This is a genomic window from Pedobacter frigiditerrae (genome assembly GCF_004331645.1).
GTDB lineage: Bacteria > Bacteroidota > Bacteroidia > Sphingobacteriales > Sphingobacteriaceae > Pedobacter > Pedobacter frigiditerrae.
Map to the genome: position 1 here is coordinate 739,324 of NZ_SJSK01000001.1, position 24,654 is coordinate 763,977.

Genomic DNA, 24,654 nt, shown 5'->3' on the forward strand with positions numbered 1-24,654 from the left:
GATAAAATCGAAACCAAGTTTTAAATTTACTCCTAATTTAGAATTAAACTTAATTATTAAATGAAACTATTTGCCTCTTTGCTAGCTGGTTTATTGTTAATTGGTGCTCCACCTAAAACAGAAAAAGTTAAGGAAAACAACCAACATTTATATGTTTCTCACTACGAAAATGTGTTGGGAACATCACTAGAATTTAAATTTACAAGTGTTTCTGAAGCAGAAGCTGAAAAAGCGGAAACAGCTGCTTTAGCAGAGATCGATAGACTTTCGGCTATTTTTAGTGCTTATGATGCCAATAGTGAATTTAGTAAATGGATGAAACAAGACCTGAATACTCCAGTTAAAGTTTCAAAGGAATTGTTTGAGATGTTGAACTTGTTTGAGCAATGGAAAATACGTACAAATGGCGCTTTAGACGCATCAGCAGTGGTAGCAAATAAGCTTTGGAGCGATGCCGCTAAAAAACAACAATTACCTACAGCAACAGCAATTAAATCGGCCGTTGCCACGATGAAACAGGTACATTATGTGCTTAATGAAAATAATTTAACTGCTACACGTTTAAGCTCAGCACCTTTAGTGATGAATACTTTTGCAAAAAGCTACATCATTAATTTAGCTTGTGACGTGGCTTTGGCTTCAGCTAAAGTAAATGCGGTTGTGGTAAATATTGGTGGCGATTTAGTAATTAAAGGCGATGTTACAGACGCCGTAAATGTAACCAATCCTTTAGCAAATGCAGAAAATGATGCGCCTCTGGCTTATTTATTGCTTAGCAATAAAGCTGTTGCAACGAGTGGTAATTATCGCAGGGGTGAGCAAATTGGCAAGAATTGGTATTCACATATTGTTGACCCACGTACCGGCAAGCCTGTTGATGGTGTAATTAGCGCAACCGTTATTGCGCCAAACGCTACAGACGCTGGTGCACTTGCTACTGCATTTAACGTTTTGTCTTTAGAAGAGAGCAAAGTTTTGGCTGCAACTGTTGATGGCGCAGAATATTTAATCATTACCAATGATGGTAAAAGAATAGAAAGTAAAGGCTGGAACGCTTATGTTGATGCCAGCAAAAATGTTAAAACTGAAAAAACAATCTCGGTTTTAAAAGGAGCAGAAAAGCCTTGGGATCCAAAATTTGAGTTGGCTATTAACTTTGAGTTTAATAAAATTGAAGGAAATAGTCACCGTCCATTTGCTGCCATTTGGGTAGAGAATGAAGCTAAAAAATCAGTTCGTAATTTGGCTTTATGGTACAATAAAACCAAATGGATTCCAGACCTTAAAAACTGGTATCGTATCAACGGAACAACTTTTACTGCAGATAAAACCACTTATGCTTCGGTAACTGGCGCAACACGTAATCCAGGAAAATACACCATAAAATGGGATGGAAAAGATGATAAAGGCGACTTTGTTCCGCAGGGAAAATACACCATCATGATAGAAACCTCTAAAGAACATGGAACGGATGAAATTATCCGTCAGCCTTTAGAACTAAAAAAAGCTGCAAAAAAGACAACAAATGCAGGCAATGTTGAAATCTCAAACGTAACTTTTGACTTCTATAAAAAATAACTCGACACCAGAAGCAACGCCTTCAAAGAAGAAAGTTGTACAGAAAACGGCTAATTCTAAAAAGGAAGTAGCCAAGTTATCCCGTTGGTTACATATTTACCTTTCGATGGTGAGTTTTGCCGTTGTGCTTTTTTTTTCGTTTACAGGCTTAACATTAAACCATCCATCATGGTTGGGTGGCGACAAACAAGTTAACATCAAAAATAAAGGCACTTTAAATGTTAAATGGGTAAATAATCCAGACACCAACAAAATAGCCAAACTAGAAATAGTAGAGTTTTTACGCAAAACACATCACGTTAAAGGCTATGTAAGCGAAGTTAGAATTGATGAGGCCGAAGTTAGTGTTACCTTAAAAGGACCAGCTTATTCTGCTGATGCCTTTATAGACCGCAAGACAGGAAAGTACGAGTTATCGGAAATAAAAATGGGCGTTGTTGCTGTCATGAACGACTTGCATAAGGGCAGGGATTCTGGCTCTGGCTGGGGATGGATCATAGACATTTCTGCAGTATTTTTAATCCTAGTTTCTTTAAGTGGATTAATCTTGTTGTGTTTCATAAAAAAGAGACGCGTTGCAGGATTTATAACCGGTATAATTGGCTTACTAATTTGTTATTTGATTTACGCGATTTTTGTGCCTTAGATTTTCTCGTTATCTCGAAGGGGGAACGACCGAGAGATCTGAAAGCTATTATGTTCTTGCTTTGTTTGTGCAGAAACTTTATTCAATGGCTAATAAAATTAGAGATTTCTCCTCGCTGCGCTGCGATCGAAATGACGCCTTTGTATAATCACTCATTAAAAGGATAAATCTTGTAATCAATAATAAATTCACAATCTTTCGGAAGATTGATGTAGATTTCTTCCAATAAAGGATCGTTTCTATCTGCTCTTATTAAAAGCTTTTTTAAGGAAGTTAGTTTTCCAATTTGCTGAAAACCAGCAGTTGTAATGGAGGTTCCAATTAAATGTAAAAGCTCCAATCCTTTGATGGCACAAATAAAAGGCATTGCTTCGTTTGTGATGTCATGACAACCTTTTAACCGAAGTTCGGTGATGTAATCTAGTTTTACCAGTTCTTCGATACCCTCATTGGTAATGTTTGTTTCGTCTAAGTCTAATTGCCCAACTGATTTAATGCCTTGTACCATTCTTATTAAATGGTCATCATCAACACGATCATAAAGTCTAAAACGAACATGTTCCACATGCATGGGAATGCCAGGAATATGTTTGGGAACATTCATGTAATAGAATGTTGCCCAAAATTGTTGGTCGGCTTGTTTTTCTCTTTTTTTATTTCTCATTGCAATACCAACAATAAAGTGCCAAAGATATCCCTTTGGGACAATTAAGGCAATACTTCAAGTTTCGCCAAGTAATAATCTTCTTTCTCTGTCATTAGTGTTTTTGCTGCCTTTGTTTTGTCTTTATAGCCCAATAAATGCAATGTACCGTGTATGATCACTCTGCATAATTCAGCAAGTGTAGTTGATTTAAAATTAACGGCATTTTCCTTAATCCTCTCTAAGCTGATAAAAATATCGCCCACGATCGTTTTAAGCTCCTCAGAGTTGTCGAAAGTAATCACGTCGGTATAATCGTCGTGCTGAAGGTAATCTTGGTTTATACGCAACAAATATTCATCGGAGCATAAAATGAGGTTCAGTTCGTCTAATTGATAACCCTCTTCTGTAATTGTTGCAGCAATCCAAGCTTTAATTAAACGTTTATGCTTTAGGTTATAGGAAATGTCTTCAGTAAAGAAATTGATTTTAGCCATAATAGATGTTTGTCGTTCAGAGCGCAGCGATGAGTCTATAAAACAGTTAATAAACAGCTTTCTGGTCGCTGCGCGCTGTCGAAATGACGATTATTTCGAGGACGAATTTAGCAATTTAAAATATTCTGCTATTTTGTTTTTGTAGTAATAATTCAAATTTGGTGGAAGTTTTTGAATGAGCTCACTTTCACTTTGCTGTTGTTTTTTAAACTTCTCCAGCATTTGCTGATAAGACGGAGGAAAATCTTTTGCCGCATTACTCTCTCTTTTTGAATCTTGATCTTGCTCTCGCTGTGCTTTATCTGCATCTAATAGTTTGGTCTGCAGGTTTTTCTGACGATCCATTGTCTCTTCAGTAATCTTTTTATTCCACAGCTCAGACTCGGTTTTTTTCATGTCCTCTACAATCTGATTCAAATTGCCCAAAGAACCTTTTCCATCTTTATTCTCTTCTTTGTTTACCTTTTGCAAAGCTTCCCTAATCATTTGCTGTTGCTGTGCCATTTTTGCAAACTCTTGGCTCATTTGTCCTTTTGGAACCGTTCCCATGTTACCGCCTTCCCTTTGCATTTTTTCGCGGGCATTCTGCATATTTTTATTCAATTGTTGCTGCATTTGCTCCAATTGTTTCATGCTTTGTTTTTTGCTCTTTTTGCCACTTCCTGGCTTTGAATTTTTCATGGCATCTCTCATGCTTTCCAAAGCTTCATTTATCATTAAAGCAAGGTTGTTTAAAGAAGTCATTGTCAATTGTTGTGAGCGGTTGGCTTCGGGAGTTCTTCTATCTCCTAAAAAATCTAAGGCTTTACCAATGTTGAAATTAATTTTATCAACTTCTGCATTTACAGTTGTTGCAATTTGAGGAACTCTTTTACTCAATGAAAACAGGCTATCAGCAATGGTTTTCATGTTATCTTTTATGGTGCTTTGTTGTTGAACATTGCTAATGTAGGCAGGGTCATTGTTGTTCATTTTCCTTAAGGCCAACAAAACCTTTTCCTGTTCAAAAGAAGTGCTTAATAAATTTTCTAATAAACGACGTAACTCTTCGGCATTGGTTTTGTCTTCTTCTTCCTCGCCTTCTTGCTGATCTTCTTTCATTTTCTCAGCTAGCTTTTCCATTTTTTCAGCTGCCTGTTGTTGTTTTTCTGAAGCTTTTTGTTTCTCGTTTTTATTTAGCTGCTCTTTACTTTCTTGCTGATTTTTCTCAATTTGCTCGGTTTGCTCCTTAGGGTTTTCAAACTGATTGGGCTTATCTAACTCTTGATTTTTCTTTTCAAGTTCTCCCAATTCCTTTTGTAAATCTTTAAAATCTTTATTGAGCTGGTCTTGCTTGTTCTTTATCTCATTTAAATTGGCGTTTTTTTCTTTAGATTGTTGACTTAACTCTTTTTGTTGTTTAGCCATTTCTTCTAATCGATCAATTTTATTTTGCAAGTTTTGCTCAAACTCTAGTTGTTTGTAGAGCTCTAAAATACGGTCTAATTCATTTTTTAAGGTTTTATTGTCTAGTTGCATTTTAGCTAACTCTTCCCTTGTCATGTCTTTATTGTTAAGCTCCATTAATTGTTGCAGTTTTTGCAATAATTGTTTGGTCTTTTCATCTAAAACATTGTTAAACAAATCGTCAATTTGTTTTTGCTTTTCTTTTAGTTCTTCGTTAAGTGTATTGTTTTCTTGTTTTTCTAGGGTGTTTTTCTCGTTCTGTTTTTTGATATCCTTAACAGCTTCTTCCAACTGTTTTTGTTTATCTAATAATTGTTCAACTTGCTTTTTATCTTCAAAGGTTAGCTGTTTTTTATCTAGTAAATCTTGCGCAAGCTTTTTACTGTCTTTTTCAATTTTATTGGCCAATTTAATGGTCGATTCCATTTTTTGTTTCAATGCCTCACTGCCTTCCGCCATTTTTTCGGCAACTTGCTGCTGGGTAGGAACCTGATAAGTTTTTATTTCTGAACGAGAAACTTTTGCGCCGTTTACACCATCGTTATCGGCTACTTCAAAATAGTATTCTAATACTTGTCCGGGTTTTACGGTTATATCATTTAAATTCCACAGGTAGAAAAAGGCATTTTCAATTTGATTGTTTTTAATGGAGATAATTTTACTTTGGCTACCTACATTTTTGCCATCTTCTTTTATATTGAACTTGAATTTTAATGATGAAAAACCATAATCATCTGCAATATTTCCTGAAAAATAAAGCGCCTTTGTGCTAGCGGAATCTGGTGTTTCTGTGACGACAATGCTTGGAAATTGGTCGGCAATTACAGCAATTTGATGAGTTAAAGAATCAGCATTGCTTACAAAAGTGTTTTTTGGAACGATGCGATAATTGCTGTTTTTTCGTATAGTTGTGCTGAAACTAGCCACATCATCTTCAACGGTTAATTTGTAAGGTTGATTTTGTAATATGAATGCTAACTCATCACTGTTTTCTGTGTGTAATTCCCAAGTAACTTTTGTCCCTTCTGGGATTAACAGATCGCCTACATTACTCAACTCTTCACTTTTCCTATTCAGATAAGCCGGGAAATTAAGCTTAGCACTCATGTTAAGCAATGATGGTTTTGGTTTTACATCTAACACAAAAGAACTAGAATTAAATCCGCCACCAAAAAAGCGTAGTGATTTATTCTTTTGAATGTTTTTAAAAGTATAACTGAAATGGCTGATGTTCTCTTTTTCTAGTTTGTAAGTATTTGCGCCATCTTCGATATAAACTTCTTGAGGAAATTCATTACCTGTTAATTCTACTTTCACGGTAAAATCATCTCCCTGTGTAACCCTTAAATTTTTGTTTAAAACATTAAAATCAAAAGGAGCTTTCGGTAAAATTTCTTCGTTGTAACGGATGAAGCTATTTGTGCCTTCTTTTAAAATGGCAGGGGCAATAATTCCAATGAACAAGATTATCGCCAATGGCACCAAAATATATTTAATATGCTTTTTATTATCGTTAAGGTTAATGGCGCTTGCAAAAGGAATTGGCTTTAGATCGCCAATCTTTTGGTCTATACCCGCCAAAATTAGCTGACTGTTTTGGGGAGAATCATCAGCCAATGCTTTAAGCTGCAAGGTGTTTAACAATCTATCCTTAACATTAAAAAAGTGATTCCCAATTAAACTTGCTGCTTGTTCTATACTTAATGTTTTGCTTAGTTTAAAATAGGCCAAAGCGGGTTTAACAATCCAAAACCCAATAGCTGTTAAAGAAATCAGTAAAAAAGAAAAGAATAAAGTGGTTTTTGTCGCTGTTCCGGGATGGGTATAATAAACCAAAACGAAGAGACAAAGATATAGGCCTAAAATACTTGCTGCGGCATAAATGCTTCCACGTAAAAGTTTATTGAGGTAAAACTTTCGAGTAAATTCATTAATCTTAGCTATAAGAAGGTCGTAATTACTGCCCATAAGTTTTTAACGAATATAAAGGTAAAAATCATGTGTCATAAATACCGATAAACAGGTTGAGGGATGATTTTTATATAATCAGGCATAAGTTAACAAAAAATCAATATAAACTTTGTTTCAAAACCTTAATTTTAACATTTCAAAACCCAAATATGAAAAGATTATTGATTTCGACAATGTTCATCGGTATGATAGTTACAAATACGATGGCTCAAAAAACCATAACCACTTGGAATAAAAATCAAGTTGTTGCTCATCGTGGCGCATGGAAAAAGCTTGGATTACCAGAAAACTCTATCGCATCCTTGCAACAAGCGGTAAAATTAGGCTGTCATGGGTCTGAGTTTGATGTTCATTTATCTAAAGATAGCGTAATGGTGGTAAACCATGATCCAAATTTCTTGGGCATTAACATTGGTAAATCTACTTACAAGGAGTTGTTAGCTAAAAAACTTTCGAACGGAGAGTCTATACCAACTTTAGAATCTTATCTAAAAGCGGGAATGAAACAGAAAAAAACAAAACTTATTTTAGAATTAAAGCCTCAAAATTTAGGAAGGGAAAGAGATTCGCTTTTAACCGCAATGGCTTTAAAAATGGTAAGGAAAATGAAAGCGGAAGCTTGGGTTGAGTACATCAGTTTTGGATATGATATCTGTACGCAAATTATAGGAGCTATGCCAGGGGCGAAGGTCCAATACCTAAAAGGAGATGCCACTCCTGAAAAAATGAATGCAGACCACTTTTCTGGTGTAGATTACCATTTTTCGGTGTATCAAAAAAATGTGGATTATATTCCTAAATTTAAGAAATTCGGGATTACGTTGAATGGATGGACTGCAAATTTACCTCAAGAAATAGAATATTTGTTGGCTAACAACTTTGATTACATTACCACAAACGAGCCAGAATTAACTTTTGAATTGATTAAAAAATCTCCGGTGGCTAAAGGCTGGAAATTAAAATGGGCCGATGAGTTTAATGGTAAAGGATTGCCTGACCCAAATAATTGGACTTATGATGTAGGAGGCTCTGGTTGGGGAAATGAAGAAAAACAATTTTATACCAATGCAGATACTTTAAATGCAAAAGTAGACAAAGGAGTTTTAAGCATTATTGCTCGCAAAGCGGATAAAGAGAATATGAAATTTACTTCTGCCAGGGTAACGACCAGAAAGAAATTTGATTGGAAATACGGTCGATTAGAAGTAAGGGCAATGCTGCCAAAAGGAAAAGGTCTTTGGCCTGCCATTTGGATGTTGCCTGGAGATTGGAAATATGGAAATTGGCCTAGCAGTGGCGAAATTGATGTAATGGAGCATGTTGGTTACGAGCCAGACACAGTTTATACAACTGTTCACACTAAATCTTTTAACCATAAAATAAACACGCAAGTGGGTAAAGGGTTAAAAGTTATAAATCCTTATACAGAATATCATCTTTATGCAATAGAATGGTTTGCAGACCATATAGATTTCTTTATTGATGACCAAAAAGCATTAACCTTTAAAAATAGTGGTAAAGGAAGTGAGCAATGGCCATTTGACCAATCGTTTCATTTATTAATGAACGTTGCAGTTGGTGGTGGTTGGGGAGGCAAAAAAGGAATTGATGAATCTGTTTTTCCTGCCGAGATGAAGGTAGACTATGTAAGGGTTTATCAGAAATAAAATTGATAACCAAAAACCTTAAAACCAAAAAAGCCTCCCGATATTCGGGAGGCTTTTTGGTAAAATATGATAATAATTAGATTACTTTCACATTAACGGCGTTTAAACCTTTTTTACCGCTTTCAACATCATATTCAACTTTATCGTTTTCACGAATTTCGTCGATAAGACCTGTTGAATGTACAAAAATTTCGCTATCGCCGTTTGCAGGGATAATAAATCCGAAACCTTTAGTTACATTAAAAAATTTTACTGTTCCTTCTTGCATTGTATTGTATTTAATAATTAAGTGTGCAAGGTACATAATTAATTATTAATAAATGCAAATCCCTCATTTTTTGGCAAATAACTATGAAACAGGCTTTTATTTCGCAAGTCTGCCCACTAGATTTACGGTAATTTCGCTTGAATGTGGGATACCTAAGGTAGTCCCAGGAGTTATTTTTAACAGGTTTTTTAAATAAACATCTGTAATGCCTTGATACAATCTTTTTCTAGCCGCCATATCCTCCTCCATAACGCCATCAACCCTGTTTACATACATTTTTCCATTAGCAGCAACAACCAAAGAAAAGCGATAGGCAAAGGCTTTATAAGATTTTTTAATTTCAATTCTATACTCGGGATAAATATAATCATAAGCCTGAGTTCGATGTGTTGTAGCATCTTGTGTGCTAAATTTTTCTACTGTAATAAAATCTCCTTTAGGCGTAAATACAACAGGTTCTCTTGCCGCAAAGGCTATCTTGGCATTTGATGGGTCTTTGTTTGTCTTGTTTGAAAGATCTTTAATAAATAAGGTATCTGCTTTTGTTGGTCTTTGTAACTCACCTACAGTAGTATGAAGGACTTTTTCTATGTAATTTTGGGTATAGTAAGTACAATAAACATCAGAGCGAACATCATCATCTCCTGCTATAACTCTACCATCAACCTGTAGCCGTTGTAATATCAGGCTATCTTTAGTGATGGTTTTTACCCTAAAATATTCTCTTGCAAAATTATAAACTTGTCCGTGGTCAAACTGAAGGAAAAAGGCTTCCATCCCTTGTTTTTCTGGACTATAGGCAAGCATGGTATCTGGAGACTTAAATTGGATTATCCATGTAGGTTCTTGTTGAAAACCATCTTTGTTAAAAGACAATCCGTTTTTAAACCTACGTTTAACTTCATAAAAGCGGATGCCATTTACATCTCTAAAAGTTAAATCACTCTCAGATTTTTCCTCTCCATTTGATTTTTCAGATTTAGAGTTACAGGCACAACAAAAAAGCAAACTTATAATTAGAACAGAAAAAGATAGGTGATTAAATTTCATTTTAAACGACACTCACAAATAACAGCGGCAAATATATTATTGTTTCTTTTTTAAAAGGATAACATTTGCAACTTTTCTTTCTCCTTCATGGTCCCATTTTTTATTATCGGAAGGAAAATTAACCACTCCGTTTTCAGCATATGAAGAAACCCATAAGGTTGTAGAACCACCACCGTCTAAATTAATAGAACTTGTACAACCCAACCAACGCATTAAGCTAGTTAATTCATAAAGGCTCATCCCCGCAGCGTTTTCTTGCCTTCCGTCTACAGTAAGCAAGATTATGTTTCCACCTGGTTTAATTCCAACGGCAGTTCTGGGGTGGCGGGCTTTGGTAAAGGATGTGGTATCTAATTGTTCGTTTTGTAAATTAAAGGTTAATAAAGGGCCGCTAAGCATTACATCTTTTTCTGTTAAGGAGTTTTCCCAGTTTGGAGAATTATCCCACTTTTTTAAACTTAATTTACCTTGGTCTATAACTATTGCAGCTTTCTGATGCCTTGCCCTATTTCCATTTTTATCTAATACATTTTGTTTAATTATCACACCGTCCATTTTAATAAAATCGACAGAACCGCCATTTGCAACGTCGAAAAATGTACCGTTAATGGCTGCAAAGGCATGAAGCTCTTTTCCAAATGTTGAAGTTGTTTTCTTCTCCTTTATTTCGTTACCAAATGCAAAAACCGGAGCATTGCCCTTCCTTTTGATTTCTATATAGGAGATATATTGATTTGCAGCGAATAGATTTTTTTGGTTAAAATGATGTGTAATTAATTTGGTTTTGGGTGCAATTTTTTGCTTTTGCCATTTTGCTTTAACCAATGTTATGGAGTCCGTATTTTGCGCAAATGTAGTTTGACTAATTAACAACAATAGGATAAAGAATGCTGATTTCATGTTTACTAATAATATACTTAGAAAATTAAATTCTCCTTTTTAGCTTGAGAAGTTTGATAATGTTTTTATCATTTCTAATAATTTCAACAACTATAGTTTTACCATTATCAGATTTAAACAACTTTGTAATTTCTTCTAAAGAGTATAATTCGGCAAGTTTAAAGTCTATCCCAACAATTTCATCCTGTTCTAGAAAGCCATGTTTTTCTGCTGAAGAGCCCGGTTCTATTCTTCCTATAAAGTATCTTTTATTATTATCGGGATCGGTATAAACCTCCATACCAGACATATCGTGGTCAAAAGGTAAATTATAGCCCTGATTTGGCTTAAAGTAAATTGCATTATTTGGATAATCATAAGTCATGTCAAATCGCCTTAAGAATTCAGCACCAAGATTTCCATCTTGAGAATTATAACCAATTTGCGCGGCAACAGACTCAAATGCAGGGAAGCCGGTTATTATATTTTTAAATTTATAATTGCCCAGCTTTAAAAGAGGAATTCTTCCAACGCGACCATCAATCAGTCCGCTCAAACCTACCCCTAAATTTGCAGCAACGCTAGAATCAGGTAGAGGAAATGGTGCTCCATTTAATGCTTCCATTGATAAAGCGTGCCCCGCACCACAATCAACAATTAATTTTACTTTAACATTGTTTAATTGAGGTGTTTGTAAATCGACAGTTATGTATGGTTTTTTATTTTCTATCTCAATTGGGAACTTTGCCCCTCTTTTCTTGATTTTTACATCTGGTAAAATAAAACTAACTCGCTGATTTGTATAATTTACCTTCACTACAAAGCTGTTAAAGAAATAAAAGCCGATGATGCCATAAATCTTTTTACCAAGATAACTAGATAAATTAAAAATATCTTTTTTTAAGATGGCAGTTGGTATGTTGTTAATGCTCGCTTCTTTTATTTGAGCATTTAGTTCTCCAGTTACAAAAGCATCAATCTCTTCACCTTGGCCAAGCCCTCGTATTTTTGTAGAACGTAAATTTTTAAGACCGAGAGTGTCTATTAATGTTGGCTCAGTAATGATTAAAGGACCAGCTCCTGTATCTAAAATGAAGTTATAAGGCCCCTTATTGTTAATGTAAATAGGTATTACGATTAAATTCTTTATAAATTCAAAATTTATGAAGGATCTTTTTTGTTTATCAGGAAAAGTAAAGACTTGAGAATAACCCTTTAATGAAAAAATCAATTGAAAGGCAATGATTCCAATAAAACTGAATATTAAAGGGATTTTTATTACCCGTTGCCAATATTTCATGAAACTAAATTAATAAATTAGGGCGCACATTTCTATCAATAATAGATATATAAATGGAAAACAATTCCCTAGTTAATAAAAAACACAAGTTATATCTGATTTTTCTTTGTGTGATAATGTTTTCGTCCTGTTCCACAAATAAGATTATCGCCCATAAAGTAAGCAAAGAATTTAAAAATTCTAAAATAATTGATAAATATCAAGTGGGCTTTGCACTTTATGATATGCAGAAGAAGGAAATGATTTTTCAGAAAGATGCAGATAAATATTATACACCAGCATCTAATACTAAACTTTATACTTTTTATGCAGGGTTAAAAATGATGCCAGATTCAATCCCCTCATTAAGATATATTGAACAAGGCGATTCGCTTATTTTTTGGGGAACAGGAGATCCTTCGTTTTTGCACACGCAGTTAAAGGGCTTAAATGCATATAGCCTTTTAAAATCAACCAATAAAAAGTTGTTTTTTGCACCCGGAAGATATACTGGCGATTTTTATGGAAACGGTTGGCAATGGGATGATTACAACGAGTATTATCAGGCAGAAATTAATGAATTGCCATTGTTTGATAATATGGTTTTGATAAGCGCAAAAAACAAGGGTAAAATGGAAATATTGCCTCAAACTTTTGCTTCATGTTTTGCATTGGATAGTACAAGTACTCAAACTTTTAAAGTAACCAGAGACTTTAATATCAATAGATTCGTTTATCCAAAAACAGAAATTGCAGCAAAGTACGGGCAACAAGTACCGTATAAAGTTTCAAGTTCAACAGCAATTAATTTATTGTCAGACACTTTAAACAAATACATCGGCATCATTAACATGAAAATGCCATCAGCAGCAAAAACTATTTATAACACTAAAAGCGATTCGGTATTTAAACAAATGATGCTTCCGAGCGATAATTTTATTGCCGAACAGCTTTTGTTGGTTTATGGGAATAAAATAGGAGATGATTTAAATACCGCTAAAACAATAGCTTACATTAATAATACTTATTTATCGGCCTTGCCAGACAAACCTAAATGGGTTGATGGTTCTGGCTTGTCTAGAGGAAACTTATTTACACCCAGAGATATGGTTAAGCTTTTGGAGTTAATTTATGGCGAAGTAAATAATCAAGAAAAACTGTTTAATATGCTGCCTGCTGGCGGGAAAACAGGGACACTAAAAAATGCTTATCCAAAAACAGACAATCCATTTGTATTTGGTAAAACAGGAAGCCTTTCTAATAACCATAACCAAAGTGGCTATGTGGTTACAAAGTCTGGTAGGGTATTAATATTCTCATTTATGAACAATAATTTTGTTATTCCAACTGCAGATGTTAGGAAGGAAATGGTAAGGGTAATGACATACATTCACGATAATTTTTAAATGAAACGACTAATTATTTTAACGATAGCCTTAATTTGGCAACTTTCGGCATATTCGCAAGACCTACTTGTTTATCAAAGTAAAAACTTACCAAGGGCAGATACAACTTGGGTTTTTAAACCAAAAAACTATAAAAAGATTGATAAGCTCCCAGTTATGTTTTTGTTGCATGGCTACAGCGGCAATTACAAGCAGTGGAATAATATCATGGATGCACAAAAATATGCAGATGAGTATGGGTTTGTTATTGTTTGTCCTGATGGCTTATTTAGTAGTTGGTACCTCAATAGCCCTGCAAAAGCTGATTGGCAATATGAAACTTTTTTCTTTGATGAGCTTTATCCAGATATCAAAAACAAATACAAAGTGGATGATAAAAATGTATTTATAAGCGGATTAAGTATGGGAGGACATGGTGCATTATATCTGTTTATAAAACGCCCAGATTTATTTAGCGGAGCAGGAAGTACAAGCGGAGGCATAAAATTATCAGATGGATTTGGTAAATTTGGGTTGGGAGATTTATTGGGAAACCCTCAAGCTGATAGTGAGTTATGGAAGAAATTTTCGGTTACAGAAAACATCAATCAACTAAAAGGAAATGAAAAACCATTTATTTTTGATTGTGGATCATCAGATATGTTCTATGTTTCCAACAACCAGCTTAAGCAAAAATGTGATGAGTTAAAACTCAACGCAACCTACATTTCTCAACCAGGAGGCCATAATAAAGCTTATTGGACAAAGTCTATCAAACAACAATTTGAATTTTTTAAGAATCAATTGAAATAGAATGAAATTTAAAAATCTACTGTTTGCACTAACAATTATTTTAACAATAAACGCTTGTAAAAAAAACGATTCGCCTGCGCCTGTAGAGCCAGCACCAAACACGACAACACCTAACCCCACGCAATATGTAACAGATAATAGCTTTAAAATTGTTGCTTATATGCCAAGTTACAGAGACCCTAACACGGTTTCAGATGCGAAATATAAAATGATTACTCATTTGTTTTATGCTTTCCTAAGCCCAAATGCATCTGCAGATGGTTCTTTAATGGCATTGCCTCAGCAAGCAAGATTTTCTGCGGTGCAACAAAAAGCAAAAGCTAATAACGTCAAATTTGGCATCTCTATTAGCATAGCAACAGGTGTAACAGAAGCAACCTTTGCCGCCGTAGCTAAATCTGAAACAGCCCGAGCTAATCTTGTAAAGAATATAGTAACCTTTGCTAAAAACAATAATTTGGATGGAGTAGATATGGATTGGGAATATCCAAGAACAGAAAATGGTAACCCAAACACAGACTTTACCTTATTAATGAAAGAATTATCGACAGAATTACATAAGGTTAATAAATTTTTGAGCGCCGCCATTACGCCGGCTGTATACACTTCTACCAACAAAGATGCAATACAGACTGAGGTTTATCAATATGTAGATTTCTTCAACATCATGCAATATGATGGGCCTGGTTATGATAGCACAGAACCATTAAACCATGCGTCTATGAAGATGACGGAAGCAAGTTTAAATGTATGGTTAAACACTAAGGCAATGCCAAAAGAAAAAGCGATACTGGGTATGCCGCTCTACGGAAAAGATAATGCTGGAGCATCAATAGGTTATAGAGAAATTGAAGCTTCTGGCGCAGACGTAACTTTAAATGTAGCTACAGTCAATGGAAAAACATATGGTTACAATGGAATAACATTAATTAAAGCAAAAACCCAAAAAGCAAAAGAAAGGGCAAATGGAATTATGTTTTGGGAATTCTCTCATGACACCAATAATGATAAATCCCTAATTCGAGCAGCAAATGATCAGTTGGGAAGAACATATTAATGCAAGAAGAGTTTAAAGATTTAGCAATACCATTAGGACCACAAATACGGGTTGACGATAAAATTTATCTTTATTTTGGAGGTACAGCTTATTTGGGCATTCCACAAAATGATGATTTTATCAAACTTTATGTTGAAGGAATAAAAAAATACGGCCTCAACAATGGTACAAGTAGAGGCAATAATGTTCAGCTTGGTATTTATGGAGATGCAGAAAATTTTGCAGCTAAAAAATTTGGTGCTGAGGCATCATTAATAACTTCTAGCGGATACTTAGCCGCTCAATTAACTGTGAAAATGCTCTCAAATTTTGGCGAAATTAGGTATGCGCCTTCAAGTCACCCTGCATTGTGGTTAAAAGTAGATCAAAAAATTAATGACGCATTTTCTTCTTGGTCAATTCGCCTAGTTGATGAAATAAATCAAAGTGAAAAAACAAAATGGGTTGTCATTAGCAACTCAATGAATAATCTTTACCCTGAGATTTATGATTATTCATTTCTAAAAGACATATCAAAGGAAAAGCAAATTACTTTGTTGGTTGACGACTCCCACGGAATAGGTGTAAATAACCATGGCTTAAGCGCTTTGTCATCTATTCATAATCAAGAAAACCTGGAAGTGGTTCTAATCGCCTCTATGGCAAAAGCCTTGGGGGTTGATGCAGGAATAGTTTTAGGCTCAGAAAAAATTATCCGCCAGTTAAAAAAAAGCAACGAATTTTTGGGTGCTTCGCCACCATCGGCAGCGGGGCTTTTTGCATTTATGCAGGGCGATGAGATTTATAGAAGGGAACTAATAAAGCTTAAGGATAACATTTTTACTTTAAGCGACGAATTAAAAGGAAATGATGATTGGCATTTTATCGAAGATTTTCCAGTGTTTTTCTTTAAAAATGCAGACATTAGCAAAAAGTTGCTGACAAACAACATTCTTGTGTCCTCCTTTTCTTACCCAGATAAGGATGGGCCAATTGTAAATAGAATTGTTTTAAGTAGTTGGCACGATAAATCAGACATTAAAAAATTAATCGAATCCTTTTAGAATAGAAAATATGAAAAACTTTATAATTATTTGCTTCTTATTGCTAGTTGGCCACCAAACTGTAAATGCACAAAAAGCATTAAGGGTTTATGTGGTTAGGCACGCAGAAAAATTAACAGGCGACCCTAAAGAAAAAGACCCAGAATTATCTCCAGAAGGTAGCGAAAGAGCTCAAGCGCTTGCAAAAGAACTAAAGGGACAAAAAATTGATTCTATTTTTTCTACGAATTATAAAAGAACCAAGTTAACAGGATTTCCATTAGCAGATAAAATAGGGATTTCCATCAAAACCTATAATCCAGATCAAACAAAAGCACTTGCAACTCAATTAATCGAAAATGCAAAAGGCAAGAATATTTTAATTGTTGGACATTCGAACACTGTTTTAGAAATAATTGAAGCTTTTGGTGGAGAAAAACCAGTTAAGCCTTTAACTGATGATGACTATGATTACCTTTTTACAGTTACAGTTAAAGGAAAAAAGGTTGAAGTAAAAACGAGCCGTTATGGCGCATCTCACCATACCGAGGGTGGAGAAGCTAAAGCAATGAAAAGCAATAAATAATTGATCATCTTTTGCAACCTTCATCGAGTATTTATACCCTACAATTCGGATTGGTTTGTTTAAGTTCTTTTCTTTTTTCGGCTAGTTTTAATATGCTAATTCCAGAGTTGCCAGCTTACTTATCGGCTTTAGGTGGTTCTGAATATAAGGGGTTAATTATTGCACTTTTTACCTTAACCGCTGGAGTTTCTCGTCCTTTTAGCGGAAAGTTAACAGACACCATTGGCCGTGTTCCCGTAATGGCGGTGGGTTCTATTGTTTGTTTTTTATGCGGATTTTTATATCCAATATTAACATCAGTTGCAGGATTTCTATTCTTGAGGTTATTACATGGTTTTTCTACTGGTTTTAAACCAACTGCAACTTCTGCTTATGTTGCAGATTTGGTTCCTCCTGATAGATGGGGCGAAGCAATGGGTGTTCATGGTGTTTGTTTTAGCACGGGTTTGGCTATTGGACCTGCAATTGGAAGCGCCATAACAGATCATTTTTCTATTGATATGCTATTTTACTGTTCGTCGCTTTTTGCGTTGCTATCCATCGTTATTTTAGCAAACATGAAAGAGACATTGCCTAACAAGCAAAGGTTTAAGGCAGCTCATTTAAAAATCAAAAAAGCAGACATTATCGAATGGCAGGTTCTTCCGGCAGCGTTGATCGTTTTATGGAGTTATATTAGTTATGGTGTAATCTTAACTGTAATTTCAGATTGGAGTCATCATTTAGGGACAAGCAATAAGGGATTGTTTTTTATGGTGTTTACACTTGCTTCACTGCTCATTAGATTTATTGCAGGGAAGGTTTCTGATAAATACGGACGAATGGTAATTTTACGGATTTCCCTTTCAATTTTAATGGTTTCTCTTTTAGGAATAGCTTTTGCAAACTCAGAATTTCTCTTAATGACAGCATCTGCAATTTATGGAGTAGCAACGGGAATGTTATCTCCTAGCGTAACTGCATGGACAATTGATTTAAGCAAGCCTGGCCACAGGGGAAAAGCTGTTGCTACAATGTATATCTTCATGGAAGTTGGGATAGGGTTAGGAGCTTTATTAGCAGGAAGTATCTTTATTAATGATGTGGCAACAATACCAAGTATATTTTACATCTGCACCGGCATTACTTTTATAGGATTAATCTATCTTCAATTTATTTACAAGCCAAAACCTCTTCAAATAGCTCCTGAAAATGAAAATTAGATTCGAACTTGGGACTAAATGGTAGAAGGGATTAAAGTTTCTCAAACGGAATATCCATCAAATCATAATCTTGCCATCCGTTAAAATCGAAATGCCACCATTCGTTATAGATTACTTTAAAACCATTGGCTTGCATCGTTGCAATTAAAAAATCTCTGTTTTTGATGATTGTCGCAGGAAGTTTTTCGAAGTGTGGAGCTGCTTCTGGCGCAAAACTATCATACGGTGTAGGCATAGGCACATCTTTGCCCGTTTTAAAGTCTATGATGGTTAAATCTACTGCACAGCCACGATTATGTTTAGAGCCTTTATTTGGATTTGCTACAAAGTTTTTATCACTTGCTTTTTCCCAGAAGGCAAGTGTAATGGCATAAGGGCGATAAGCATCAAATATTTTTAGTCCGTAGCCTTTTGTTTTTAAAACCGCTTGAATTTTTTTAAGATGTTCTACAACAGGTTTTCTGGCAAATGCCTTTGCTTGATTATACATCACTTGCTGCATAAAATTATTTTTTGTCGCATAGCGGATGTCTAATACCACAGAGGGAATAGCTTTTTTGATCTCAATTAACTCGTTATTGGGATTGGCGTTATAATCAGCTTTGTATGCTCTATAGTCATTAATAATTTTTAAACCATAAGGGTTTTGTGCATTTTTCTGTGCGCAAGAAGTAAGGCAAATAGATAAAAAGAAAAGGATTATACAATTTTTCATTTGCTATTGATTAGAAACAACTAATAATTCCAAATCTTTAAAAGGAAGATTGTAAATATTGGCTAAATCTTTATTGGTTAAGTGACCTTGATAAGCATATAAAGCTTCGCGAATTCCTGGTTTATTCCACACCAAATTCATTAGTCCGCCCATATCGCCTATATCAACTAGAATTGGGGCAAAGATATTAGTCAAGGCATAAGATGCTGTTCTAGGGACTCTTGATGCAATATTTGGCACACAATAATGAATCACATCGTGTTTTCTAAAAACAGGGTCTTTGTGATTTGTAACCTCAGAAGTTTCGAAACAACCACCTTGGTCAATGCTTACATCAACCACCACAGAGTGAGGTTTCATTCTGGCAACGGTTTCTTCCATCACCAAACAAGGGCTGCGGCCATGTTCAGAGCGAATAGCTCCAATCACCACATCGCAAGTTGTAATTGCTTTCGCAAGTACAATTGGCTGCATAACTGAAGTAAAAACCCGACTTCCTAAATTATTTTGTAAGCGTCTTAACCTAAAAATAGAGCTGTCAAAAACCTTAACTTCTGCACCTAAAGAAAGCGCTGTTCTAGCAGCATATTCACCAACAGTTCCCGCACCTAGAATTACAATCTCAGTAGGCGGAACACCTGTAAAACCACCTAACATTAAACCTTTACCACCAAATGCGCTACTTAAATATTCTGCTGCGATAAATATAGAAGCTGAGCCTACAATTTCGCCCATGGCACGTACTACACTTAAAACATTACCTTCATCTCTTAAGTTCTCAAAGCATAAGGCATTAATTTTTTTATGAAGAATTGCTTTTAAATTGGCTTCTTTTAAAGTTCCAATTTGTAAGGCTGAGATTAAAGTTTGCCCTTTGCGCATTAAACCCACCTCTTCTAATGTTGGTGGGGCAATTTTAACAATGATATCTGCCGCGTAAACGTCTTTTTTGCTGTAAGAAATTTGAGCCCCTTGTTCGCTATAGTCTTTGTCTGTAAAGTTTGCGGCAACACCCGCTCCAGATTCAATTACCACTCGATGCCCATTATTAACCAACAGCGCAACAGAAAGTGGAGTCAGTGCAATTCTACATTCTTGAAATGAAGTTTCCTTTGGGATACCGATGTATAGATTATTGCTTTTTTGGTTGGTTTCCAGCATCTCCTCTTGGGTCTGCATTAATCCTCTCTGAGCAATAGCGGCCATGCCTTCTCTTAATCCTGTAGCCATGATAATCTGGTAGTTTTTAGGTGTTTGAAGATACGGAAATTTTTTGAAAGAACGAGAAAACGGTTGATAGTTGACGGTTGATGGTCAATAGCCAGATAGGATACATACAGACAGGCAATGAACCATCAATTATTAGCCATTTACCTCATCATTAAAAGTAAATGTTCTATGCTCTTCACCAGTAATTAAAATCTCTACCTTGATGTACTTTTCTGGTAAAAGGCCTTCTACTTTGCTTGGCCATTCTACAAGACAATAATCGCCGCTGTAAAAATATTCTTCATAACCAATATCATAAGCCTCTTGTTGGGTTTTCAATCTATAAAAATCGAAATGATAAATTAATCCGGCTTTGCTTTCATATTCGTTAACGATAGAAAAAGTAGGACTGCTCACCACGTCTTTGACTCCCAGAACGGAGCAAAAAGCCTTAATAAAAGTCGTTTTTCCTGCAGCCATTTCACCTTCGAAAATGAAAAATTTATTACCGTTTGCAAATGCTAATAATTGCCCTGCTACGGAATTTAACTCAGCCGTGCTATTTATAGAAATGGATTTCATTTTGCAAAGATAAAAAAAAGCCAGTCCGAAAGTCCGAAGTAAATTTTCACTTCTGCCCCCTCTTTTCTGGAGAGGGGATTAAGGGGTGAGGCTTTTTACTTAGAACTGTATGTAACCACTGGGATAATCATTTCTTCTAATGAAATTCCGCCATGTTGAAACGTTTCATTATAGTAATTAACAAACTGATTGTAGTTGTTTTGATAAACGAAATACTTATCTTCCTTGGTAAAAATATAATTTGAGCTTATGTTTATTTTAGGCAGTTTTGCTTCGTGTGGATTTTTAATTAAGAAAACATCTTTAGCATTATAATTAAGGTTTCTTCCTTGCTTATAACGCAAATTGGTGTTTGTATTTCTATCTCCAATTACTTTACTAGGGTGTTTAACCCTAATTGTTCCATGGTCTGTAGTAATGATTAATTTAACTCGTTTTTGAGAAATCTTTTTTAATAAATCTAATAAAGGAGAATGCTCAAACCACGATAAAGTTAAAGAACGATAAGCGGCATCGTCGTTAGCCAGTTCCCTAATCATTTGCATATCTGTACGAGCATGAGACAGCATGTCGACAAAGTTGTAAACAATGGCATTAAACTCATTATCCATTAAATTACTTACTTTTTCTGTTAAGTCTTTACCTTGGTCAAAAGTTAAAATCTTATGATAACTGAACTTGCAATCTTTACGTAAGCTTCGTTTAATTTGGTCTGCTAAAAAAGCTTCCTCATGCATGTTTTTTCCTCCCTCATCATCATCATTTTGCCACAATGCAGGGAATCTTTTTTCCATATCTAAAGGCATCAAGCCTGAAAAAATAGCGTTACGAGCGTACTGGGTTGCGGTAGGTAAAATACTTGAGTAAGTGTCTTCTTCTTCCAGTCTAAAATATTCGCTAATTAGAGGGTTTATGATTTTCCATTGGTCGTAACGTAAATTGTCAATCAGAATGAAAAAAACAGGTGTCTTATCATTAATTAAAGGAAATGCTTTTTTCTTTAATAATTCATTAGATAATAATGGTGCTTTTTCTTTTCCATTAACCCATCCCAAATAATTGTCTTCAATAAATTTAGAGAATTGCATATTGGCCTCAGATTTTTGCATGGTTAAAATCTCATGCATCTGTGGGTCGTCTAACTTCTCTAATTCAAGTTCCCAAAAAACTAATTTTTTATAAATGTCTACCCATTCTTCATAGCTTAAGCGGTCATTTAAAGTCATGCCAATATTTCTAAAATCTTGTTGGTATGCTGATGAAGTTTTTTCGCTAACCAAACGTTTGTTATCTATAATTTTCTTTATGGTTAGCAAAACCTGTTTCGGATTAACCGGCTTAATCAGATAGTCGTCTATTTTAGAACCAATGGCATCTTCCATTAAGTTTTCTTCTTCACTTTTAGTGATTAAAACAACGGGTACATCTGAGCGGATATTTTTAATTGCAGACAGTGTTTCTAAGCCACTTAATCCAGGCATATTTTCATCTAGAAAAACCAAATCGAAATGTTCTTTTCCAAAGGCTTCTAAAGCATCGTTACCATTTGTGAAAGTAGTTACGTGATATCCTTTTTCGTTGAGCAATAATATATGTGGTTTTAATAGGTTAATCTCATCATCGGCCCATAAAATTTTGGTTTCCTGCATTATATATACTTTTTATGTAATTTAAAGTTTTTAAAAGAGCTGGTCTTTTCTACTGTCGATAAAAATAGCAATTTTTGTACCGTATAATTTATTTTTAAGAATTGAACAAAAAGAAAATAATAAACGACCCCGTTTATGGATTTATTACCATACCATCTGCATTAGTTTACGACCTGATTTCGCATCCTTATTTTCAAAGGTTAAGGTATATTAAACAGCTAGGAATGACTCATTTGGTTTATCCAGGAGCAATTCATACGCGTTTTCATCACGCCATAGGCGCAATGCACCTCATGAGTTTGGCATTAGAGGTTCTTAGAAATAAAGGACATTATATTTCTCCAGAAGAAGATGAAGCCGCAACCATTGCTATCCTATTGCATGACATAGGTCACGGACCATTTTCTCATGCATTGGAGCATACGCTAGTCAACGGAATTAGCCATGAAGACATTTCTATGGTGATGATGGATAAGTTGAATGAAGAATTTAACGGACGACTAACAGCTGCAATTAATGTTTTCAAAGGAAACTATCATCGTGGTTTTTTCTGTCAACTAATTTCTGGGCAGCTAGATTTAGATAGGATGGATTACCTTAATCGCGATAGCTTTTTTACGGGTGTAAGTGAAGGTGTAATTAGCTTTGATAGAATCATTAAAATGTTCAACGTCGTTGATGATAATTTGGTAATCGAAGAAAAAGGGATTTACTCGATAGAAAAATTCTTGATTGCTCGTAGATTAATGTATTGGCAGGTTTACTTACATAAAACCGTTATTGCAGCAGAACAATTGTTGGTTAAAATATTAGAAAGAGCAAAAGAATTAGCATCTGCAGGAGAAATATTATTCGCTACGCCAGCATTACAACATTTCTTGCAGAACGATATTACAGAGCATAATTTTTTTGAAGGCGAAAATCATTTACTGCAATTTTCAAAACTAGACGACCAAGATATTTATGCTGCCATAAAGGTTTGGGAAAACCATGATGATATGATTTTGTCTAAGCTTTGTAAAATGTTAAACTCTCGAAATTTATATAAAGTAGAAATTAGCAATGCAGAACCAGGTGCTGCTAGAATAGAACATTTAGCTGTTCAAACAGCTTTAGCGTTAAACCTAGAAGAGGATGATGTTGCTTATTTTGTTTTTACAGACACCATTAGAAACAGGGCATACAATGCGGGTAATAGTAATATCAATATTTTAATGAAGAATAATGATTTGGTAGATATTGCAAAAGCATCAGATTTGTCTAACTTAGAATCTTTAGATAAGACGGTAAAAAAGCACATCCTTTGCTATACAAGAGATATTTAGCATTTTTTAACATAATAAAATAACCTTTTACCAGTTAAACAGTCTTATCCTTGTGGTAAGATTAAGGAATGTTGTTTATTTGTTCATATCAATTTAACATTTAACTTTGTAAGATGCAATTTACTGCCAAGCAGATAAGCGAGTTTTTAGATGGAACCATCGAAGGAGATGAAACCGTAAAAGTTGGGGAGCTTTCTAAGATAGAAGATGGCAGCAATGGCTCGCTTTGTTTTCTGTCTAATCCTAAGTATGAGAATTATTTATACACTACAAAAGCATCGGTGGTAATCGTTTCTAGTGATTTTGTACCAACACAACCAGTAAGCGCTACTTTAGTAAAAGTTAAAGACCCGTATAGCGCTTTTTCTGTCTTATTAGAAAAATATAATGAAGCATTAAATCATGATTACGCTCCAGCAGGGATAGTCCAACCTTGTTTTATACACCCGACAGCAAAAATTGGAAAGAACGTATTTATTGGCGCTTTTTGTAGCATAGAAGAAAATGTTGAAATAGGAGATAACACCAGAATATATTCGCAAGTGTATGTTGGTAAAGATTCTAAAATTGGAAGTGATAACATCATTTTTCCTGGGGTTAAGCTTTATAACCGCTCTATATTAGGAAACAAAATAACCATACATTCAAACGCGGTAATAGGTAGTGATGGTTTTGGCTTTGCCCCACAAGCAGATGGGACCTATAATAAGATTGCACAGATTGGGAACGTTGTTATAGAAGACGATGTGGAAATTGGTGCAAATACAACAATTGATAGAGCAACAATGGGTTCTACTTTTATCCGCAAAGGAGCCAAATTGGATAATCTAATTCAAATTGCACACAATGTGGATGTTGGCGCTCATGCTGTAGTTGCTGCTCAAACAGGAATATCGGGAAGTACAAAACTGGGTGATAATTCAGTTATTGGAGGTCAGGTTGGTATTGCAGGTCATTTGAATTTGGGTAAGGGCACTCAGATCGGCGCACAAGCAGGAATTAATTTTAATACCGAAGAAAATAAACAATGGCATGGTAGCCCTGCACAGCCATTAAAAGAATGGATGCGCTCTACTGTAATTTTTAAAAAATTGCCAGAAGTTGATAAACGCATAAGAGATTTAGAGGCCAAGATAGCAGAATTAACAGCTATTATAGAACAAATAGGTACAATACAAAAATAAG

22 protein-coding genes are annotated in these 24,654 nt (G+C 35.0%); 11 read left to right on the forward strand and 11 right to left on the reverse strand.

Features of this window, described 5'->3' with window-relative positions:
• Nucleotides 1-60: 60 nt before the first annotated feature.
• On the forward strand, nucleotides 61-1,578 hold the full coding sequence (locus tag EZ428_RS03150) for a DUF2271 domain-containing protein (protein WP_131551650.1): 1,518 nt from the start codon (nucleotides 61-63) through the stop codon (nucleotides 1,576-1,578).
• Entirely contained in the window at nucleotides 1,559-2,224 is a 666-nt protein-coding gene (locus EZ428_RS03155; protein ID WP_205945592.1) for a PepSY-associated TM helix domain-containing protein, read from the forward strand. The genes EZ428_RS03150 and EZ428_RS03155 overlap by 20 nt, the downstream gene beginning before the upstream one ends.
• A 148-nt stretch (nucleotides 2,225-2,372) precedes the next feature.
• Here EZ428_RS03155 and EZ428_RS03160 read toward each other — a convergent pair whose 3' ends face one another.
• The 3 genes from EZ428_RS03160 to EZ428_RS03170 all read right to left on the reverse strand — a co-directional run bounded on the left by EZ428_RS03160 (nucleotide 2,373) and on the right by EZ428_RS03170 (nucleotide 6,778).
• Nucleotides 2,373-2,888, reverse strand: a complete 516-nt coding sequence (locus EZ428_RS03160; RefSeq protein WP_131551651.1) for a hypothetical protein — start codon at nucleotides 2,886-2,888, stop codon at nucleotides 2,373-2,375.
• Between the two features lie 44 nt (nucleotides 2,889-2,932).
• Nucleotides 2,933-3,364 carry an rRNA maturation RNase YbeY gene (gene ybeY, locus EZ428_RS03165; RefSeq protein ID WP_131551652.1) on the reverse strand — a complete coding sequence of 144 codons (432 nt, stop codon included), beginning with the start codon at nucleotides 3,362-3,364 and terminating at the stop codon, nucleotides 2,933-2,935.
• Between the two features lie 90 nt (nucleotides 3,365-3,454).
• Nucleotides 3,455-6,778 (reverse strand): DUF4175 family protein, encoded by a 3,324-nt coding sequence (locus EZ428_RS03170; protein ID WP_131551653.1) that lies wholly within the window; start codon nucleotides 6,776-6,778, stop codon nucleotides 3,455-3,457.
• Between the two features lie 152 nt (nucleotides 6,779-6,930).
• Here EZ428_RS03170 and EZ428_RS03175 point away from each other — a divergent pair, with 152 nt between their 5' ends.
• On the forward strand, nucleotides 6,931-8,448 hold the full coding sequence (locus tag EZ428_RS03175) for a family 16 glycosylhydrolase (protein WP_131551654.1): 1,518 nt from the start codon (nucleotides 6,931-6,933) through the stop codon (nucleotides 8,446-8,448).
• A 76-nt stretch (nucleotides 8,449-8,524) separates the two neighbouring features.
• Here the strand turns inward: EZ428_RS03175 and EZ428_RS03180 are convergent, their stop codons facing one another.
• The 4 genes from EZ428_RS03180 to EZ428_RS03195 form a co-directional block, all read right to left on the reverse strand.
• Nucleotides 8,525-8,716, reverse strand: a complete 192-nt coding sequence (locus tag EZ428_RS03180; protein ID WP_090993574.1) for a cold-shock protein — start codon at nucleotides 8,714-8,716, stop codon at nucleotides 8,525-8,527.
• Nucleotides 8,717-8,812: 96 nt separating this feature from the next.
• Entirely contained in the window at nucleotides 8,813-9,766 is a 954-nt protein-coding gene (locus EZ428_RS03185) for a hypothetical protein (RefSeq protein WP_131551655.1), read from the reverse strand.
• 36 nt (nucleotides 9,767-9,802) lie between these two features.
• Nucleotides 9,803-10,666 carry a phosphodiester glycosidase family protein gene (locus tag EZ428_RS03190; protein WP_131551656.1) on the reverse strand — a complete coding sequence of 288 codons (864 nt, stop codon included), beginning with the start codon at nucleotides 10,664-10,666 and terminating at the stop codon, nucleotides 9,803-9,805.
• Between the two features lie 25 nt (nucleotides 10,667-10,691).
• The gene (locus EZ428_RS03195) at nucleotides 10,692-11,945 is read right to left on the reverse strand and encodes an aspartyl protease family protein (RefSeq protein ID WP_131551657.1); all 1,254 of its coding nucleotides are present in this window, start codon (nucleotides 11,943-11,945) and stop codon (nucleotides 10,692-10,694) included.
• A gap of 116 nt (nucleotides 11,946-12,061) precedes the next feature.
• Between EZ428_RS03195 and EZ428_RS03200 the strand changes: the two genes are divergently transcribed.
• Genes EZ428_RS03200 through EZ428_RS03225 form a run of 6 tightly spaced genes read left to right on the forward strand, consistent with a single transcriptional unit; the run spans nucleotide 12,062 to nucleotide 17,989 of the window.
• The gene (locus EZ428_RS03200) at nucleotides 12,062-13,330 is read left to right on the forward strand and encodes a D-alanyl-D-alanine carboxypeptidase (RefSeq protein WP_225871013.1); all 1,269 of its coding nucleotides are present in this window, start codon (nucleotides 12,062-12,064) and stop codon (nucleotides 13,328-13,330) included.
• Complete coding sequence (locus tag EZ428_RS03205) at nucleotides 13,331-14,122, forward strand: alpha/beta hydrolase (protein WP_131551659.1); 792 nt, start codon at nucleotides 13,331-13,333, stop codon at nucleotides 14,120-14,122. It abuts the gene before it with no gap.
• Nucleotide 14,123: 1 nt separating this feature from the next.
• Nucleotides 14,124-15,179: a glycosyl hydrolase family 18 protein gene (locus tag EZ428_RS03210; protein ID WP_131551660.1), complete on the forward strand. Its 1,056-nt coding sequence runs from the start codon at nucleotides 14,124-14,126 to the stop codon at nucleotides 15,177-15,179.
• Nucleotides 15,179-16,222 (forward strand): aminotransferase class I/II-fold pyridoxal phosphate-dependent enzyme, encoded by a 1,044-nt coding sequence (locus EZ428_RS03215; protein ID WP_131551661.1) that lies wholly within the window; start codon nucleotides 15,179-15,181, stop codon nucleotides 16,220-16,222. Before EZ428_RS03210 ends, EZ428_RS03215 begins: the two co-directional genes overlap by 1 nt.
• A gap of 10 nt (nucleotides 16,223-16,232) precedes the next feature.
• Nucleotides 16,233-16,787 (forward strand): phosphoglycerate mutase family protein, encoded by a 555-nt coding sequence (locus EZ428_RS03220; RefSeq protein WP_131551662.1) that lies wholly within the window; start codon nucleotides 16,233-16,235, stop codon nucleotides 16,785-16,787.
• Between the two features lie 11 nt (nucleotides 16,788-16,798).
• Nucleotides 16,799-17,989 carry an MFS transporter gene (locus tag EZ428_RS03225; protein ID WP_131551663.1) on the forward strand — a complete coding sequence of 397 codons (1,191 nt, stop codon included), beginning with the start codon at nucleotides 16,799-16,801 and terminating at the stop codon, nucleotides 17,987-17,989.
• A gap of 31 nt (nucleotides 17,990-18,020) precedes the next feature.
• Here EZ428_RS03225 and EZ428_RS03230 read toward each other — a convergent pair whose 3' ends face one another.
• The 4 genes from EZ428_RS03230 to porX all read right to left on the reverse strand — a co-directional run bounded on the left by EZ428_RS03230 (nucleotide 18,021) and on the right by porX (nucleotide 22,144).
• Nucleotides 18,021-18,704, reverse strand: coding sequence for a M15 family metallopeptidase (locus EZ428_RS03230; protein WP_131551664.1), 684 nt, complete (start codon nucleotides 18,702-18,704; stop codon nucleotides 18,021-18,023).
• A gap of 3 nt (nucleotides 18,705-18,707) precedes the next feature.
• Nucleotides 18,708-19,934, reverse strand: a complete 1,227-nt coding sequence (locus tag EZ428_RS03235) for an alanine dehydrogenase (RefSeq protein WP_131551665.1) — start codon at nucleotides 19,932-19,934, stop codon at nucleotides 18,708-18,710.
• Nucleotides 19,935-20,066: 132 nt separating this feature from the next.
• Nucleotides 20,067-20,495 carry a tRNA (adenosine(37)-N6)-threonylcarbamoyltransferase complex ATPase subunit type 1 TsaE gene (tsaE, locus tag EZ428_RS03240; protein ID WP_131551666.1) on the reverse strand — a complete coding sequence of 143 codons (429 nt, stop codon included), beginning with the start codon at nucleotides 20,493-20,495 and terminating at the stop codon, nucleotides 20,067-20,069.
• A 95-nt stretch (nucleotides 20,496-20,590) separates the two neighbouring features.
• On the reverse strand, nucleotides 20,591-22,144 hold the full coding sequence (gene porX / locus EZ428_RS03245; RefSeq protein WP_131551667.1) for a T9SS response regulator signal transducer PorX: 1,554 nt from the start codon (nucleotides 22,142-22,144) through the stop codon (nucleotides 20,591-20,593).
• 101 nt (nucleotides 22,145-22,245) lie between these two features.
• Here porX and EZ428_RS03250 point away from each other — a divergent pair, with 101 nt between their 5' ends.
• Together EZ428_RS03250 and lpxD are read left to right on the forward strand one after the other, a co-directional pair.
• Nucleotides 22,246-23,469: an HD domain-containing protein gene (locus EZ428_RS03250; protein WP_131551668.1), complete on the forward strand. Its 1,224-nt coding sequence runs from the start codon at nucleotides 22,246-22,248 to the stop codon at nucleotides 23,467-23,469.
• Between the two features lie 113 nt (nucleotides 23,470-23,582).
• On the forward strand, nucleotides 23,583-24,653 hold the full coding sequence (gene lpxD / locus EZ428_RS03255; protein ID WP_131551669.1) for a UDP-3-O-(3-hydroxymyristoyl)glucosamine N-acyltransferase: 1,071 nt from the start codon (nucleotides 23,583-23,585) through the stop codon (nucleotides 24,651-24,653).
• Nucleotide 24,654 lies beyond the last annotated feature (1 nt).